General features: G+C 63.9%; 11 protein-coding genes and 1 riboswitch. Of the genes, 6 read left to right on the forward strand and 5 right to left on the reverse strand.

Annotated features, from left to right (window positions below):
* Position 1: 1 nt before the first annotated feature.
* The gene (locus tag CCC_RS10565; RefSeq protein ID WP_009868291.1) at positions 2-1,222 is read right to left on the reverse strand and encodes an ABC transporter substrate-binding protein; all 1,221 of its coding nucleotides are present in this window, start codon (positions 1,220-1,222) and stop codon (positions 2-4) included.
* A gap of 138 nt (positions 1,223-1,360) precedes the next feature.
* On the opposite strand from CCC_RS10565, the gene CCC_RS10570 reads away from it, so the two are divergent.
* The gene (locus CCC_RS10570; protein WP_009868290.1) at positions 1,361-2,668 is read left to right on the forward strand and encodes a diguanylate cyclase domain-containing protein; all 1,308 of its coding nucleotides are present in this window, start codon (positions 1,361-1,363) and stop codon (positions 2,666-2,668) included.
* Between the two features lie 10 nt (positions 2,669-2,678).
* Positions 2,679-3,326 (forward strand): DsbA family oxidoreductase, encoded by a 648-nt coding sequence (locus tag CCC_RS10575; protein WP_009868289.1) that lies wholly within the window; start codon positions 2,679-2,681, stop codon positions 3,324-3,326.
* Positions 3,327-3,504: 178 nt separating this feature from the next.
* Here CCC_RS10575 and CCC_RS10580 read toward each other — a convergent pair whose 3' ends face one another.
* The 3 genes from CCC_RS10580 to CCC_RS10590 are packed head-to-tail and all read right to left on the reverse strand — an operon-like array spanning position 3,505 to position 8,482.
* Positions 3,505-4,707 (reverse strand): pyridoxal-phosphate-dependent aminotransferase family protein, encoded by a 1,203-nt coding sequence (locus tag CCC_RS10580; RefSeq protein WP_009868288.1) that lies wholly within the window; start codon positions 4,705-4,707, stop codon positions 3,505-3,507.
* A gap of 38 nt (positions 4,708-4,745) precedes the next feature.
* Positions 4,746-8,219, reverse strand: a complete 3,474-nt coding sequence (gene mfd / locus CCC_RS10585) for a transcription-repair coupling factor (RefSeq protein WP_041041207.1) — start codon at positions 8,217-8,219, stop codon at positions 4,746-4,748.
* Positions 8,216-8,482, reverse strand: coding sequence for an FAD assembly factor SdhE (locus CCC_RS10590; protein WP_009868286.1), 267 nt, complete (start codon positions 8,480-8,482; stop codon positions 8,216-8,218). The genes mfd and CCC_RS10590 overlap by 4 nt, the downstream gene beginning before the upstream one ends.
* Before the next feature lie 71 nt (positions 8,483-8,553).
* On the opposite strand from CCC_RS10590, the gene recG reads away from it, so the two are divergent.
* Positions 8,554-10,635 (forward strand): ATP-dependent DNA helicase RecG, encoded by a 2,082-nt coding sequence (gene recG / locus CCC_RS10595; protein WP_041041211.1) that lies wholly within the window; start codon positions 8,554-8,556, stop codon positions 10,633-10,635.
* A gap of 96 nt (positions 10,636-10,731) precedes the next feature.
* Here the strand turns inward: recG and CCC_RS10600 are convergent, their stop codons facing one another.
* Complete coding sequence (locus CCC_RS10600; protein ID WP_041041452.1) at positions 10,732-11,313, reverse strand: TMEM165/GDT1 family protein; 582 nt, start codon at positions 11,311-11,313, stop codon at positions 10,732-10,734.
* 18 nt (positions 11,314-11,331) lie between these two features.
* Positions 11,332-11,507: riboswitch (yybP-ykoY riboswitch) on the reverse strand.
* A 163-nt stretch (positions 11,508-11,670) separates the two neighbouring features.
* On the opposite strand from CCC_RS10600, the gene CCC_RS10605 reads away from it, so the two are divergent.
* The 3 genes from CCC_RS10605 (at position 11,671) to CCC_RS10615 (ending at position 16,902) form a co-directional block, all read left to right on the forward strand.
* The gene (locus CCC_RS10605; protein WP_009867501.1) at positions 11,671-13,053 is read left to right on the forward strand and encodes a cation diffusion facilitator family transporter; all 1,383 of its coding nucleotides are present in this window, start codon (positions 11,671-11,673) and stop codon (positions 13,051-13,053) included.
* Positions 13,054-13,147: 94 nt separating this feature from the next.
* Positions 13,148-15,991 carry an excinuclease ABC subunit UvrA gene (gene uvrA, locus CCC_RS10610; protein ID WP_009867502.1) on the forward strand — a complete coding sequence of 948 codons (2,844 nt, stop codon included), beginning with the start codon at positions 13,148-13,150 and terminating at the stop codon, positions 15,989-15,991.
* Positions 15,992-16,197: 206 nt separating this feature from the next.
* Complete coding sequence (locus CCC_RS10615; RefSeq protein WP_041041213.1) at positions 16,198-16,902, forward strand: OmpA family protein; 705 nt, start codon at positions 16,198-16,200, stop codon at positions 16,900-16,902.
* The last annotated feature ends 132 nt before the right edge of the window (positions 16,903-17,034 follow it).

Consider the following 17,034-nt stretch of genomic DNA (forward strand, 5'->3'; position numbering starts at 1 on the left):
ATCAGCCGCGCTGTTGCCAGCCCGGAGCCGGGAATACCGGCTTTGCCTCCGCCACATCGCTGGGCAGGACCACCAGGGGCTTGCCGCCGAAATTCTGGATGGTGGCGGAACGGGTATTGGTGTTCTGGCCCTTGGCGTCGAAGGCGATGGGTCCGCCGATCATCACATGCTCGGTGATGTTGGTGGCGGGCAGCGCGGCCAGGATCGCCTTGGGATCATTGCTGCCGGCCCGTTTGGCGGCATCGGCGGCGATAAGGATGGCCTCGAAGGTAAAGCCGATATTCATCTCGAACAGGGCGTCGGGATAGGCCTTGTTGAAGGCCTTGAGCAGGGCTTGGCTCATGGCCGATTTCGGGTTGATCCAAGGCAGGTTGGTCATGCAGTAATCGGCATACTTGCCCAAGGTCTTGTAGAACTGCACCTCGTACATGCCGGGGCTGCCGGGCGATACAACCGCCTTGGGCTCGAAGCGCTGCTTGACCATCTCGCGGATCATGCGGATGCAGTCGTCGCCATGGGGCACCAGCAGGACCAGATCGGCGCCGGTGGCCTTGGCTTTGCCCACTTCCACCGCCAGATCGCGGGCCGCGCCGTCATAGGCGATGGTTTCCACCAGGGGAAACGGCATATCCAGCGTGGGGAACAGCTTGTTGACGGCCCCGGCCATGGCGGTGCCGAAGGTGTCATTATTGTGCAGGAACACCGCCTTGGTGGGCGTGGTTCCGGATATCTTAAAGACGTCCTTCATGAGGGCCAGACCCTCGGTCACCAGCTTGGGCGCCGTGGGGAAGTTGCGGAACAGGGTCTTGAAGCCCTGCTCGGTAATATTGGGCGCGGCGGCGATATTGACCACCAGGGGAATGCCCCGCTGCTCGCAGACCTGGGCCACCGCCAGGGTATGGGCGGAATCAAAGGCGCCGATCAGCACCTCGGCGCCGTCGGCGATCAGCTTTTCGGCCCGCGTCCGCGCCGTGTCGATATTGGTTTCAGTGTCGGCGATCATCAGTTGCACCGGCATGCCCATATCGGCCAGCAGGCCCGGCGTGACATCGGCGCCGCGCTTGCAGCTTTGCCCCTCACGGGCCAGGCCGCCCGACAGGGGCAGCAGCAGCCCGATCTTCAACGGTTGGGCGGCGCGGACGGTCCCGCCGAAGCCCAGGATGGTTGCACCGGCCGCACCGGCGGCGAGGAAACCGCGGCGGTTGATCATCGGCGAGGACATGACTTGCTCCCTGCTTGAACTGAATGGCGCGAGACTAGCCTTTCGTCATCGATGCGGCAATGAGGTCATACCCCCTTATGGCGGACGGCGATCCGTATTATGGTGAAGCCTTGTCCTGCAATCGAAGGTTCAAACCTCATGATCCGCTTGGCCAACGTCATCGTAGCCCATACCGACGCAAGCGCCGCCGAAGGGGTTTTGGCACGCCTGTCGCACAACGGTTATCACGCCATGCACGCCACCAGCCGCGAACAGGTGCTGCGGCTGGCCGAGTTTGAGCATCCCGATCTGATTCTGGTGGGCGATGTGGGCGAGGATTCCATCGGTCTGGGCAACTGTCTGAAACAGGAACCGCTGCTGGCCGATATCCCCATGGTCCTTCTGGTGGACAAGGTCACTGCCGAGGCGGCGGAGCGCGCCTGTGCCGCGGGACTGGACGACACAATTTCCATGCAGGACGACGACATGGAGATGCTGTCGCGGCTGCGCCCCCTGGTCCGGCTGGCCACAATGCATGCCGAGTTGCGCCATCGGGCCTGCGCGGCCCAACCCTTTGGCGTTACCGCCAGCGTGCGGGCCACCGCCCCGGAAGGAACGCGGCCCTGCGTCCTGGTGGTCGGCCATGATCGCGACGGCGTGGGCGCCGTTCTCGGCGCCTCGGCCGAGGTGATCACCAGCGCCAATCTGTATGATGCGGAAAGCCTGCTGGAAAAACGCAATTTCGACGCCGCCGTGGTGACCACCGATGCCGATCTGGAGGGCTATCTGGCCTTCACCTCCCAGGTCCGCAACAATCCCCGCCTGTTCAACCTGCCCATGGTTCTGATCGTCGACAAGGGCGTGGCACCGGCCGAGGTCTACCGGCGCGGCGCCAGCCGGGTGCTGGTCCGGCCCTTCGATTCCGGCATTCTGCGGGCTTCGGTGCTGGGCATGGTGCGGCGCCAGCAATTGCGCTGGGTCATCCGCGCCGCCCTGTTCGAAAGCCTGAAGGAGCCGACCCGCGATCCGCTGACCGGGGTTTACAGCCGCGCCTATCTGGACGCCTATCTGGCCGAACGTCTCGACGTCGCCAAGACCCATGACCGCCATCTGGCCGTGGTGTTCTTCTACATTCCCAATATCGAAGGCGTGCGCAGCCATTTCGGAGACGATGCCGCCGAACATCTGGCCCAACAATTGGGGCAATGGATCAACGGCCTGTTGCGGGCCGAGGATATGACGGCGCTTTACGACAAGAATCTGTTCTGCGTGGTGCTGCCCGATACCCCCACCGTCGAGGCCGAGGTGGTGATGCACCGCATCGCCGGTGTGCTGGCCTATACGGATTTCGCGGTGCGCGAGGTCTATCAGCCGGTCAAGGTCTGGGTTCAGGTGGCTTGTACCGATGCCAAGACCACCGACACGCTGGAAACGCTGCTGGCCCGCGTCAAGGCCAAGCTGGATTGAGGTCACGAGATTGAGGATCGAATACGTCTTCGATACCGTCTGTCCCTGGTGCTATGTGGGCAAGCGCCGCCTCGAGCGCGCTTTGGCCCAGCGCCCGGAGACCCGCGCGCGGATCATCTGGCGGCCTTTCCTGCTCAATCCCGATCTGCCCGCCGAGGGAATCGACCGGAGGACCTATCTGGACCGCAAGTTCGGAGGCACCGCCCGTGTCCAGCGGGTTCACGCCGCCGTGGCGGCCGCGGGCAAAAGCGAAGGCATCGACTTCGACTTCGATTCCATTACCCGCATGCCCAATTCCCTCAATTCCCACCGCATGATCCGCTATGCTGGCGCCAGCGGCTGTGAGGCTGAACTGGTCGAGTCCTTGTACCGGGCCTATTTCGTCCAGGGCCTCGATATCGGCGATGTGGAGGTCCTGACCGCAATCGGCGCTTCGGTAGGACTGGCGCCGGATCCGTTGCGGACCTACCTGTCCTCCGACGCCGATGCGGTCGGCGTGCTCAACGACAACGCCCGCGCCCATCGCTTAGGGGTCAACGGTGTGCCCTGCCTGATCCTCGACGGCTCCTATGCCCTGGCCGGGGCTCAGGAGCCCGATATTCTGCTTCGCCTCATCGACATCGTGCGCGAAAGCCAGCCGGAAGCGGCGTTCAGCTAGGCAATGGGGACTTCACCACGAAGGCGTGAAGGCACGAAGGAAGCACGAAGGAAGTAAGCCTTTCTCTTCTTCGTGCCTTCGCGCCTTCGCGCCTTCGTGGTTTATCTAATGTGCGCCGAAGCCTGACAGGCGGGCGCCATGGATCCCAGATCAAGGCCGAGGTGACGTGGGGGAGTGGTTATCCCCTCACCTCGGACGCCAAGCTGCGCTCCAACTCGGCCATGCCGCCGGGCATGTCCACCTTGCCGCCCGCCGCCCGCATGGCGGAGCCGAGCGCGTGCAGGGTGCGGAACAGGTTGGGCGCACGGCTCTGTTCACCCATCTGGCCGATGCGGACGATGGGCAGGCCGAAGGCGCCGGAGATTTCCACCTTGTGCACCTGGCTCATGATGTGGCGGACCTGATCGGCCGAGATGGTCTCGGGCAGTTCGATGCCCACCACCGAATTGAGGCGCGAATCCTCCTCGATCAGCAGTTTCAGGCCCATGGCCAGCACGCCGCGCTGCAAGGCGGTTGAACACTGCGCATGGCGGCGGAAGCGGCCCGGCAGGGTCTCGTCGCCGATCAGGCGCAGGGCCTCGTGCAGAGCCAGGATGCCCGAGACCGGGGCGGTGTAGTGGTAGGAGTGATTGTGCCAGAACTGATGCGCCAGCCGGGCGTCCAGGCACCAATGGGCCATGGGGCTGTTGCGCGCCGAGATGCGGGTGAAGGCCTCTTCCGAGAAGGCGATCAGCGACACGCCGGGAATGGAGGACAGGCCCTTCTGTCCGCCCGTGATGATGGCGTCCACCATCCACTCGTCCATTTCCATGGGCATGGTCGACAGGGTACAGACGGCATCGACGATGTTGAGACAGCCGTACTGCTTGCCCAGGCGGCAGATCTCGATGAGATCGCGGTTCCACACCGTGTTGGAGGTCTCGCCCTGCACCACGGTCACAATCTGGAACTTGCCGGTCTTCAGCAGCTTTTCCACTTCCTCGGCGGCCACGGCCCGCTTGTCGGGAGCGTTCAGGATGGTGACGTCGCCGCCCACGCGGGTGGCCATCTCGGCCAGACGCTTGGAAAACAGCCCGTTACAGATGGACAGAACGCGGGTTCCCGGCTCTACCAGATTGGCGATAGCCATTTCCATGGCGGCCGAAGCCGGACCGGCCACGCCCATCACATGGGGGGAATTGGTCTGGAAGACGTAGCGCCCCATGGTCTTCACCTGTTCGATCACCGCATTCATGGTGTCGCCCAGATGGTTGATGATCAGCGAGTTGGCCATGGCCACCTTGGGCGGAATCGGCACGGGACCGGCGCCCATCATCAACAGGGGTTCGTCAGGCAGGATGTTGTCGAGGGGAATAACCGTGGGGGGCGTGGGGTATTTCATGTCACTTCCTAAAGGCGGGATTCGCCTATACTCCTTTTTCAGGCGGCTGCCAATTCCGCCAATTTACCAATCACGTTGCGCAATCCGACGATGCGCTGCTTGGGGTCCTCCCAGGCGCGCAGGAAGACGATCTTGTGGTCGGGGCGGATCTTGCACGATCCGGCCGAGCGCGCGATGAACTGCACCAGGGCGCCCGGATTGGCGAAGACGTTGCCGCGCAAGGACACAACGGCGCCCTTGGGCCCCGAATCCACCTTGTCGATCCCGGCCAGTTTGCACAGGGCCTTGATGGCCACCACTTCCAGCAGGTTCTCCACCTCAGGCGGCAGCGTGCCGAAGCGGTCGATCAGCTCGGCGGCCAGGGCCTCGATCTCCGCCTGATCGGACAGCGAACCGATACGGCGATACAGCGACAGACGCACCGACAGATCGGCCACATAGGTCTCGGGGATCAGCACCGGCGTGCCCACGGCGATCTGGGGCGACCATTCCTCGGCGGCCTCGCTCCCCTGCCCGCCCTTGGCGGCGGCCACGGCTTCTTCCAACAATTGCTGGTAAAGCTCGACGCCCACTTCGCGGATATGGCCCGACTGTTCCTCGCCCAGCAGATTGCCAGCGCCTCTGATGTCGAGATCGTGGCTTGCCAGTTGGAACCCGGCGCCCAAAGTGTCGAGCGCCTGCATCACCTGCAGCCGCTTTTCCGCCGCCTTGGACAGCACCTTGTCATTGGGAAGCGTGAAATAGGCATAGCCCCGCGTCTTGCCGCGCCCCACCCGGCCGCGCAACTGGTAAAGCTGCCCCAGGCCGAACATATCGGCGCGGTGGATGATCAAGGTGTTGACCGAGGGCATGTCGATGCCCGATTCAATGATGTTGGTGGACAGCAGCACGTCGTACTGCTTGTCGCCGAAGGCCACCATCACCTCTTCCAGATCGGCGGGCGCTAGGCGGCCATGGGCCACGGCGGTCTTGACCTCGGGCACCAGCTTGGCCAGACGCTCGGCCACCCGGTCGATATCGGCCAGACGCGGACAGACATAGAAGACCTGCCCGCCGCGATAGCGCTCGCGCAGGATGGATTCGCGCAGCACCACCGGGTCATAGGGCAGGACAAAGGTACGCACCGCCAGCCGGTCGATGGGCGGCGTGGCGATGACGCTCATTTCCTTGACCCCCGACAGCGCCATCTGGAGCGTGCGGGGAATGGGCGTGGCGGTCAGAGTCAGGACGTGAACATCGGCTTTGAGCTGCTTCAGGCGTTCCTTGTGGGCCACGCCGAAATGCTGCTCCTCGTCGATGATGAGCAGGCCCAGGCGCTTGAAGCCGATGCCCTTGGCCAGCAGGGCATGGGTGCCGACCACGATATCCACCGAGCCATCGGCCACGCCCGCCTTGACCTCGGAGGCGGTCTTGGCGGTGACCAGCCGGGAAAGCTGCTCCACCCGAACAGGAAGGCCAGCGAAGCGCTCCTTGAAGGTGCGGTAATGCTGGCGGGCCAGCAGCGTGGTGGGAACCACCACCGCCACCTGAAGGCCCTGAAGCGCCGCCACGAAGGCGACGCGCATGGCCACCTCGGTCTTGCCAAAGCCCACATCGCCGCAGATCAGGCGGTCCATGGGCTTTCCACTGGCCAGATCGGCGATGGAATCCTCGATGGCGCGCAACTGGTCTTCGGTTTCGGCGAAGGGGAAGCGGGCGCAGAACTCGTCATAGAGCCCTTCCGCCGGGACCAATGCCTCGCCCTGGCGCATCTTGCGCTGTGCGGCGATGCCGATCAGTTGGTCGGCGATATCCCTGATGCGCTTCTTCAGCTTGGCCTTGCGGGCCTGCCAGGCGGTGCCGCCCAGCTTGTCCAGCGATACCCCGGCCTGCTCCGAGCCGAAGCGGGTCAGCACGTCGATGTTTTCCACCGGCACGAACAGCTTGTCGCCGCCGTCATAGATCACGCGCAGGCAATCATGGGGCGCGCCCGACACTTCCAGGGCCACCAGACCGTCATAGCGGCCGATACCATGCTCCACATGCACCACCAGATCGCCCTCGGCCAGGGCGGAGGCTTCGGCGATGAACTGGGCGCCCTTCTTCTTCTTGCGGGCGGGCCGCGCCAGACGGTCGCCCAGAATGTCCTGCTCGGTGATCACCGCCAGTTCGGGGGTGACAAAGCCGTGGTCGAGGCCGAGAACAGCGACGGCCACCCTCCCCTTGTCCAAGGCTTTGGCCTCGGCCCAGGACTCGACGGGCTCGATCCCCTTGACGCCGTGGTCCTTTAAGACCCCGGCCAGCCGGTCGCGCGATCCGTTCGTCCAGGCGGCGATCACGACCCGGCGGCCCGCTTTGGCCTGTTCCTCGGCATGCTCGCGCACGCAGTCATAGACATTGACGCCCGGCCGGGCCCGCATATCGGCGAAATCGCGGCCCAGCCGCCCCCCGGCATCAGGAGCGCCATCCTCCACCGCATCGAAGGGCGATAGATGCAGCACCGGGCGCACCGCCAGCAGACGGTCCCACTCGTCGCGCTCCAGATACAGGCGCTCGGGCGCTATTGGGTGATAGACCATGCCCGATTCGGTCAAGCCCGCCCCGGCCAGACCGGCGCGGGCGTCGAAATATTCCAGCACCAGGGCATGGCGCGCCGTCAAAGCCTCGTCCGACTGGTGGTCCAGGACCACCGCCGCCTCGGGCAGATAGGCGAACAAGGTGTCGAGCCCGTCGTGGAACAGGGGCAGCCAGTGCTCCATGCCGTTGAACTTGATGCCTTCGGAAATGGATTCGTAGAGCGGGTCCGCGCCCTGGATGACCCCGAATAATTCCCGGTAATTGGTGCGGAAGCGGGCAATGGAGGCTTCATCCAGGCCCACTTCACTGACGGGTCTGCAGACGAAGCCCTCCACCGGGCCTGTGGTTCGCTGGCTCATGGGATCGAAGGAGCGCACGCTATCGATCTCGTCGCCGAAGAAGTCCAGGCGCAACGGCTCGGCCGATCCCGGTGGGAACAGATCGACGATGCCACCCCTCACCGCGTATTCACCGGGTTCCATCACCGTGTCGGCGCGCACATAGCCGTTCTTGGCGAGAAAGCCCACCAGCTTGTCCATGGACAGCCGCGAGCCCTTGCGGGCATCCAGAGTCGCCTGAGCCAAGGCCTCACGCGGCGGAACCCGTTGCGCCAATGCGGGAACGGTGGTCAGCACAACGAAGGCGCCCTTCACCCCATCGGCAAGACGCGCCAGGGTATCGATGCGCCGCGCCACCATGTCCACATGGGGCGAGACCCGGTCATAGGGCACGCAATCCCAGCCGGGAAACTCCAGCACCGTAAGGTCGGGGGCGAAGAAGGCCAGGGCCTCGGCCATGCGCGCCATGCGGCCTTCATCGCGGGCCACATGCAAGATGCCGCCCTCGGCCTCGGGGCAAGCGGCCAGTTCGGCCAGCAACAGGGCATCACGCCCTTCCGGCGCTCCGGCAACCTTGCGGCGCCCGGCCTGGGATATGAGACTGTCTAGGTTTTTCAAATCGGTGCGGCTTCGCTTTGAACAAATTTCTTGATCATGGCCATGACGTCATGGTCCAGATGATCGGGCACTTCGGCCTTGCTGGTGACCCAATTGAACAGGTCGGAATCGTTCTCGGCGATCAGGGCCTCGAACCGCTCGGCCTGATCGGGAGACAGCGACATCAGGTATTTGGCGGCGAAACCGCCGAACAGAATGTCGTTCTCGTTGGAGCCCATATGGTGGGCGCGGAACATCAGGCGCTTCAGTCGATCGTGATCCATTGCATCCGGCATTGCGTCGGTTTCGGAGCCGACTAGGATATAGCCCCTCGTCGTCCGAATGTCAGCCCGCCATGCGCCCTCAGGTTCTGTTTCCTCTCTTTGCTCCGGTAACCAGCCTGCCCGGCATCGGGCCGCGCCTTGCGCCGCTCTATCAGCGGCTGGTGGGAGAAAAGGTACTGGATCTCCTGTGGCACTTACCTGCGGGCGTAGTTGATCGCCGTTTCGCCCCCAAGGTGGCCGAAGCGCCCCATGGCAAGGTCGCGACCCTGACGCTCCGGGTGGATGCTCATTACCCCTCGTCCAGCCCTAAGCGTCCCTACCGGGTGCGCATGGCCGACGAGACAGGGTTCCTGCATCTGGTGTTCTTCCACGGGCGCGAGGATTGGCTGAGGAAACAATTACCCGAAGGCGAAATCCGCGTGGTCAGCGGCGTGGTCGAGCATTTCAACAACGAGATCCAGATCAGCCACCCCGATCACATCGTGCGCTTGGAGGAGATCGCCCAGGTGATGGCCGTGGAGCCGGTCTATGGTCTCACCGCTGGGCTCACGGGCCGCGCCGTGGCCAAAACCGTGGCTGCGGCCGTGGCAAAGGCCCCGCAATTGCCGGAATGGCAGGAGCCCCACTGGCTGGTCCGCCAGGGATGGCCCGGCTGGCATGAGGCGCTGACCGCCGTTCACCATCCCGCCGATGAACATAGCGCCCTTGGCGACACGCCCGCCCGACGCCGCCTGGCCTTCGATGAATTGCTGGCCAACCAACTGGCGCTGGCCATGGTGCGGGCTCAGATGAGGAAGCTCAAGGGCCGCTCCCTGGTGGGCGACGGCTCCTTGCGGGCCAAGGTATTGGCCGCCCTGCCCTATACCCTGACGGGGGCGCAAAGCCGGTCCTTGGCCGAGATCGACGCCGATATGGCCCAGCCCATGCGCATGCTCCGCCTGCTGCAAGGCGATGTGGGCAGCGGCAAGACCATCGTGGCATTGCTTGCCATGCTCACCGCCGTGGAGACCGGGGCCCAAGCCGCCATGATGGCGCCCACCGAAATTCTCGCCCGTCAGCATTATGCCGGTATCGCGCCTCTGGCCGAAGCGGCGGGCCTGCGGGTCGCCCTGCTCACCGGCCGCGACAAGGGCAAATCCCGCGAGGCGGTTCTGGCCGGTCTGGCCTCGGGCGAGATCCATATCCTGCTGGGCACCCATGCCCTGTTTCAGGAGGACGTGGCCTTCAAGGATCTGGCGCTGGCCGTCATCGACGAGCAGCACCGCTTCGGCGTGCATCAGAGGCTGGAACTGGCGGCCAAGGGCGTGGCGGTGGACATGCTGGTGATGACCGCCACACCCATTCCCCGCACCCTGCTGCTGACCGCCTATGGCGACATGGATGCGTCCCGCCTGGACGAGAAGCCGCCGGGCAGGAAGCCCATCGATACCCGTGTCGTGCCCCTGGCCCGGTTGGACGAAATGGTGGCCGGGGTGGGCCGCGCCCTGGAAAGCGGCGCCCGCGTCTATTGGGTCTGCCCCCTGGTTGAGGAATCCGAGACCTCCGACCTGGCGGCCGCCGAGGAGCGTCACCGCCATCTTTCCCAGATGTTTGGGGATCGGGTCGGCCTCGTCCATGGCCGCATGAAGCCCACCGCCAAGGACAAGGTAATGGCTGAATTCGCCGCCGGAAACCTGGATATCCTGGTCGCCACCACGGTGATCGAGGTGGGCGTCGATGTGCCCGAGGCCAATATCATGGTCATCGAACACGCCGAGCGTTTTGGCCTTGCCCAGTTGCACCAGTTGCGCGGCCGGGTGGGACGGGGCAGCCGGGAATCCCGCTGCCTGCTGCTCTATGGCCATCCCCTGGGCGAAATCGCCAAGGCAAGGCTGGAGATCATGCGCGCCACCGAGGACGGATTCAGGATCGCCGAGGAGGATCTCCGCCTTCGAGGCGGCGGCGAAATGCTGGGCACACGGCAAAGCGGCCTGCCCGAATTCCGCCTGGCCGATCTGGCCATCCACGGCGAATTGCTGGCCGCCGCCCGCGACGATGCCCGCCTGATTCTGGAACGAGATCCGGAGCTAGCCTCCCCCCGAGGCGAGGCCTTGCGCGTCCTGCTCTATCTGTTCGAGCGGGACGCGGCAGTGAGGACGTTACGGTCGGGGTGAACCACGAAGGCGCAGAGGCCCGAAGGAACACGAAGAAGATATCCCTCCTCTATTCTTCGTGCCTTCGCGCCTTCGTGGTTCCAGTTCTCATATTCCCTACCCCAAAACCTCTTTGCCCACACCGGAAAGCGCCAGAACACCCAGGAGGGCGAACAGAGCGGCTGCCACCATGCGCACCAGCTTCAGAGGCAATTTCTCGGCCATGGCATTGCCGACAAAGACGGCGGGAACATCGGCGATCAGCATGCCTAGCGTGGTGCCTGCCGTAACCAGAAGCAGATCACCGAAGCGCGCCCCCAAGGCCACCGTGGCAATCTGGGTCTTGTCGCCGATCTCCACCAGGAAGAACGAGATGGCGGTGGCAACAAAGGCGCCCGCCTTCTCCCAGGTCTTAGGGGTGTCGTCCTCGTCCATCTTGTCGGGAACCAAAGTCCAGGCGGCCATGGCGATGAAGGAGACGCCCACGATCCAGCGCATGGTCTCAGGCCCGATCCAACGCGCCACTTCGACGCCCGCCCAGGCGGCAAGCCCGTGATTGGCGATGGTTGCCACGAAAATACCGGCAACCACGGCCCAGGGTTTCCTGAACTTGGCGGCAAGCAGAAGGGCGAGAAGCTGGGTCTTGTCGCCGATCTCGGCGGCGGTGACCACGGCAAGGGATACCAGTAAAGCTTCCATGAAAAGCACCATCAGGGGGTCGGGCAACACATGACCAATGGCCCGGAGTCCCGCCCAACCCCTGGACGCTAGGATTCCGAAGCCAAAGGTCTCGCCAAGCTGCTGGGCCGGACGCGCCATGGACCACAAGGCCCAAGTTTGTTGACGCGCCCCCTTCTAAAACCCGAAGGCGGCTACTCCCCAATGACGCGGGGACCATAAGGCCAGTCCGGCCGCTGATCAAGGACTTCATGCCGCATTGAGAATGAAAGTCAGACAAAGCCTCACAACAAATTGAAATTCATAGCGTTTTTTCCTTTTCTCATCTTCCGGCCTGCGTTACCTCTCTCATCAGCAGCCAACACATCAAGGGCCACCATGTCCACCAATGCCAAGGAAAGCGTCGCCATCTCCTCTGTCCTCGCCAGCGCCGCCATGACGGTGATGAAGCTGGTGGTGGGGCTGATGACCGGCAGCCTGGGCATTCTGTCGGAAGCCGCCCATTCCCTGCTGGACATGGGCGCGGCGCTTCTGACTTGGTTCGCGGTGCGCATTGGTGACCAGCCCGCCGACGAGCGCCACCCCTATGGCCATGGCAAGGTGGAAAGCGTCTCGGCCCTGATCGAGACCGGCCTGCTCTTCGTCACCGCCGCCTGGATCATCAAGGAAGCGGTCTCCCGGCTGCTGGAATCGACTCCGCCCGAGGTGGAAACCACATGGTGGGCCGTGGCGGTGATCGTGGTGTCCATCATCATCGATATCGGCCGTTCGCGGGCCCTGCTGAAGGTGGCCAAGGAAACCGGCAGCCAGGCCCTGGAAGCCGATGCGCTCCACTTTTCCTCAGACATTCTCAGCTCCACCGCCGTTCTGATCGGCCTAGGCCTGGTCTGGCTGGGCTGGCCCAAGGGCGACGCCGTGGCGGCTTTGGGCGTGGCGGGCTTCGTGTTGCTGGCTGGCTGGCGCCTGGGCACGCGGACCATCGACGTCCTGGTGGATGCGGCGCCCCAGGGTATCGCCGAGCATATCGAGAAGATGGCGGCCCAGCTTCCCGGCATCGCCCGTGTCGAACGGGTCCGCGCCCGCCCAGCCGGTCCCGCCGTCTTCGCCGAAGTGGTGGTGAAGGTCAGCCGCACCCTGCATCTCGAGCAGGTGGAATCCTTGCGCCGCGCCGTCCTCGACCGCCTGCGCGCCGAATTGCCCGAGGTCCAGGCCGTTGTCATCGCCGAGCCCTTGGCCCTGGACGATGAAAGTCTGGCCGAGACCGTCAGGGTTCTGGCCGCCGCCCGTGGCCTTTCCGTCCACCATGTGGGCGTCGCCACCCTTAACGACCGGCCTCATCTCAGCTTTGACATCGAGGTGGACGAGACCCTGACCATTGCTGCCGCCCACGCGGTCGCCACCGAGCTGGAACAGGCCCTGGCCGCCGAACTGGGCGACGACGTCACCATCGACACCCATATCGATCCGCGCCGGGCGAGCAATTTCTCCGGCGCCGCCCCGGCGGGCAACCGTCTGGCCGAAGTGCGCGATGCCTTGGCTACGGCATCCAAGGGGTTGGTGGATCAAGTCCATCAGATCGAAGCGCAGGAGCGCGAGGATGGGCTTTACGTCTCTCTTCACTGCCTATTCCCCGATGACGCCCCTATCGGCGAGGTTCATCACGCCACCGCGCGGCTGGAACACCGCCTGCGCGACGCGGTGCGCGGCATCGCCCGCGTTGTGGTTCGCGCCGAACCGGCCAGCGAAGGGCTGACAGGTTAAAACGCAGGGATGGTGTGCGGGGGTAACCCTTTATCCTTTCCGAGAATCGCTCTAACATCCCCGCCCTGATTTTCTGGATGCGGATTGGCGTGATATGAGCGGTTTCATCCGGGTGCGTGGCGCCCGCGAGCATAACCTCAAGAACATCGATGTGGACCTGCCCCGCGACAAACTGGTGGTGATCACCGGCCTGTCGGGTTCGGGCAAGTCGTCGCTGGCCTTCGACACCATCTATGCCGAGGGACAGCGCCGCTATGTGGAATCCCTGTCGGCCTATGCGCGCCAGTTCCTGGAACTGATGCAAAAGCCCGATGTGGAAAGCATCGAAGGCCTGAGCCCCGCCATTTCCATCGAACAGAAGACCACGTCCAAGAATCCGCGCTCCACCGTGGGCACGGTCACCGAGATCTACGACTATATGCGTCTGCTCTGGGCCCGCGTCGGCGTGCCCCACTCGCCCGCCACCGGCCTGCCCATCGAGAGCCAGACGGTCAGCCAGATGGTCGATCGGGTCGAATGCATGGACGAGGGAACGCGCCTTTATCTGCTGGCCCCCTTCGTGCGCGGCCGCAAGGGCGAGTACCGCAAGGATCTGCTGGAACTGCAGAAGAAGGGCTTCCAGCGGGTCAAGGTGGACGGCACGCTCTACGAGATCGACGACGTCCCCACCCTGGATAAGAAAAAGAAACACGATATCGAGGTGGTGGTGGATCGCCTGGTGGTGAAGCCGGGCCTCGGCAACCGTCTGGCGGATTCCATCGAGACGGCGCTGAGCCTGGCTGACGGGTTGTGCATCGCCGAGAATGCCGAAACGGGCGAGCGCACGGTGTTTTCCGCCAAATTCGCCTGCCCCGTCTCGGGCTTCACCATCGAGGAGATCGAGCCGCGCCTGTTCTCCTTCAACAACCCGTTCGGCGCTTGCCCGTCCTGTGATGGATTGGGCGTGAAGCTTTATTTCGACCCCGAACTGGTCGTTCCAAACCCTGGGATTTCCTTGCGTGATGGCGCCCTGGCCCCCTGGGCCGGGTCCACCTCGCAATACTATCTCCAGACGCTTCAGGGCTTGGCCGAGCATTACCGCTTCAGCCTGGAAACCCCCTGGGAAAAGCTGCCCGAGCGGGTGCGCGAGGTGATTCTCCACGGTTCAGGCAATGAGGAAATCCGCATCGCCTATGAGGATGGGTTCAGGGGCTATCACACCGAGAAATCGTTCGAAGGCGTCATTCCCAACATGGCGCGTCGCTACCGCGAGACGGATTCGTCTTACGTGCGCGAGGATCTGGCCCGCTTTCAGGGCACGGCTCCCTGCGAGGTCTGTGGTGGGGCAAGGCTCAAGCCCGAGGCCCTGGCGGTCAAGGTCTGCGGTCTGCACATCTCCCAATCCACCGAATTCTCCATCATGGCGGCCAGGGACTGGTTCGCCGATCTGCACAACCATCTGCGTCCCAAGGATCAGGAGATCGCCCGGCGCATCCTGCGCGAGATCAATGACCGCCTGGGCTTTCTGGTGGATGTGGGGCTGGAATACCTGACGCTCGGCCGGGGTTCCGGTTCGCTATCGGGCGGTGAAAGCCAGCGCATCCGTCTGGCCAGCCAGATCGGCTCGGGGCTGACCGGCGTGCTCTATGTGCTGGACGAACCCTCCATCGGCCTGCATCAGCGCGATAACGACCGTTTGCTGGCGACGCTGAAGCGCTTGCGCGACATCGGCAATACGGTGATCGTGGTGGAACACGACGAGGACGCCATCCGCAGCGCCGATTATCTGGTGGATATGGGCCCAGGCGCCGGTATCCACGGCGGCGAGGTGGTGTCCGAGGGCACGCCCGAGCAGGTGATGGCCGATCCTAAGAGCATGACCGGGCGCTATCTCACCGGCCAGGACCATATCCCCCTGCCCGCGCTCCGCCGCCCTGGCAGCGGCAAGCGCCTGTCGTTGATCGGAGCGCGCGGCAACAATCTCAAGGCGGTGGATGCCCACATTCCCTTAGGCACGCTCACTTGCGTCACCGGGGTGTCGGGCGGTGGCAAGTCCACCCTGGTGATCGAGACCCTGTACAAGGCCCTGGCCCGGCGTCTGATGGGCGCTCGCGAGCAGCCCTCGCCCTTCGATCGCATCGACGGCATCGAGCATCTGGACAAGATCATCGATATCGACCAAAGCCCCATCGGCCGTACGCCGCGCTCCAACCCGGCCACCTATACCGGCGCCTTCTCGCCCATCCGCGACTGGTTCACTGAATTGCCGGAATCCAAGGTGCGCGGCTACAAGCCCGGCCGTTTCTCCTTCAACGTCAAGGGTGGGCGCTGCGAGGCCTGTCAGGGCGACGGCGTCATCAAGATCGAGATGCACTTCCTGCCCGACGTCTATGTGCAGTGCGACGTGTGCAAGGGCAAGCGCTATAACCGCGAAACCCTGGAAATTACCTTTCGCGGCAAGAGCATAGCCGATGTTCTGGATATGACCGTCGAGGAGGCCGCCGACTTCTTCAAGGCGGTTCCCGCCATCCGCGACAAGATGGTCACCCTGCAACGGGTGGGGTTGGACTACATCCATCTGGGCCAGCAGGCCACCACTCTGTCGGGCGGCGAGGCCCAGCGGGTCAAGCTGGCCAAGGAACTGTCGCGGCGTTCCACCGGCCGCACCTTGTACATCCTGGACGAACCCACCACCGGGCTTCATTTCGAAGACGTGCGCAAGCTGCTTGAAGTCATTCAGGCCCTGGTGGAGGCGGGCAACACCGTGCTGGTCATCGAACACAATCTGGAAGTCATCAAGACCGCCGACTGGATCGTCGATCTGGGACCCGAAGGTGGCGATGGAGGTGGTCGCATCGTGGTGGCGGGGACTCCCGAAGACGTGGCGGCCTGCCGGGAAAGTTACACGGGTCATTACCTCGCACCCATTCTGGGGCGGAAATCGAGAAAGACTCGCTAACCCATTGCCTACGGCTGATTTTTCACGTCTTCTGAATCCTCCGTCGTAAAGACGATGCTTTAAGAAAAACGACGGTTTATCGATTCAGTTCACCATGGTAACGTTTTCTTAACTGGACTCGCCCAAGTCCATTACTTCGAAACCTCTGGACAGCCGATTCTTTTCTTGCAACATTGATCATCTGGATCGCAAGAAGAGTCGTCACCATGAAGTTCCTTCACGTCATCGCCGCGCTCTCCGCCCTTGTGGCGGTGTCGGCCTGTGCCGAGATGGAACCCATGGCGCCGCCCACCGCCTCGACCCCGATGGTGGCCGTGCCCCCTCCGCCCCCTGCCCTCGTGGTGAGGGACGATGTGGCTCTGCCGCCTTCGCCGGTGGTGGTCCACTTCAATCACGCCAAGGCCGACATCACCGGCTCGACCATGCAGGTGTTGTGGGGTCTGGCTCCCGCTCTTAAGGCGGCCGAGCCTGGCTTGATCCGCATCCAGGGCTTCACCGATTCCTCGGGCAAGGCCGCCTACAATCAGGTCTTGTCCGAGAAGCGGGCCCAGGCAGTTGCCGAGCAGCTGCGCAAGCTTGGCATCACCGCCCGTATCGAAGTGACGGGCCAAGGCATCGTCAAGGGTGGAAAAAAGGGTCAGAAGGACCAGGGCGCGCGCCGCGTCGAGATCACCTGGGAGCCTGCCGCTCCCGCCAAGACCTCGTCCACGGCGCCTGTTTCACCTGAAAGCGTGAAGACGCAGACCGATGCGCCTGATCTGGGCATGACCGGAATTGCAAACACCGCCCCGGCGGCTGGTGTTGCCGAGGCGGTGTCTTATGCCGGATCTTTGCCGGTTGCCGGGTCGCCCCTGGTCACGGATTGGGCCGTGTCCTCAGGTGCGACCGGCCCTCCGGTCACTCTTTCCTAGATATACGCGGCAATCTGAGCCCGCCGACGGCGCAGGGCCTCGGCATCCTCCACCTTGACCACCGGCTTTTGGGCGGTGTCGGTCTGGGTCTCGGCGGTCTGCTTGGTGCTCTTCATGATGGGGTTCGTTCTT

This window comes from Paramagnetospirillum magnetotacticum MS-1 (genome assembly GCF_000829825.1).
In the GTDB taxonomy this organism is placed as follows: Bacteria; Pseudomonadota; Alphaproteobacteria; order Rhodospirillales; family Magnetospirillaceae; genus Phaeospirillum; species Phaeospirillum magnetotacticum.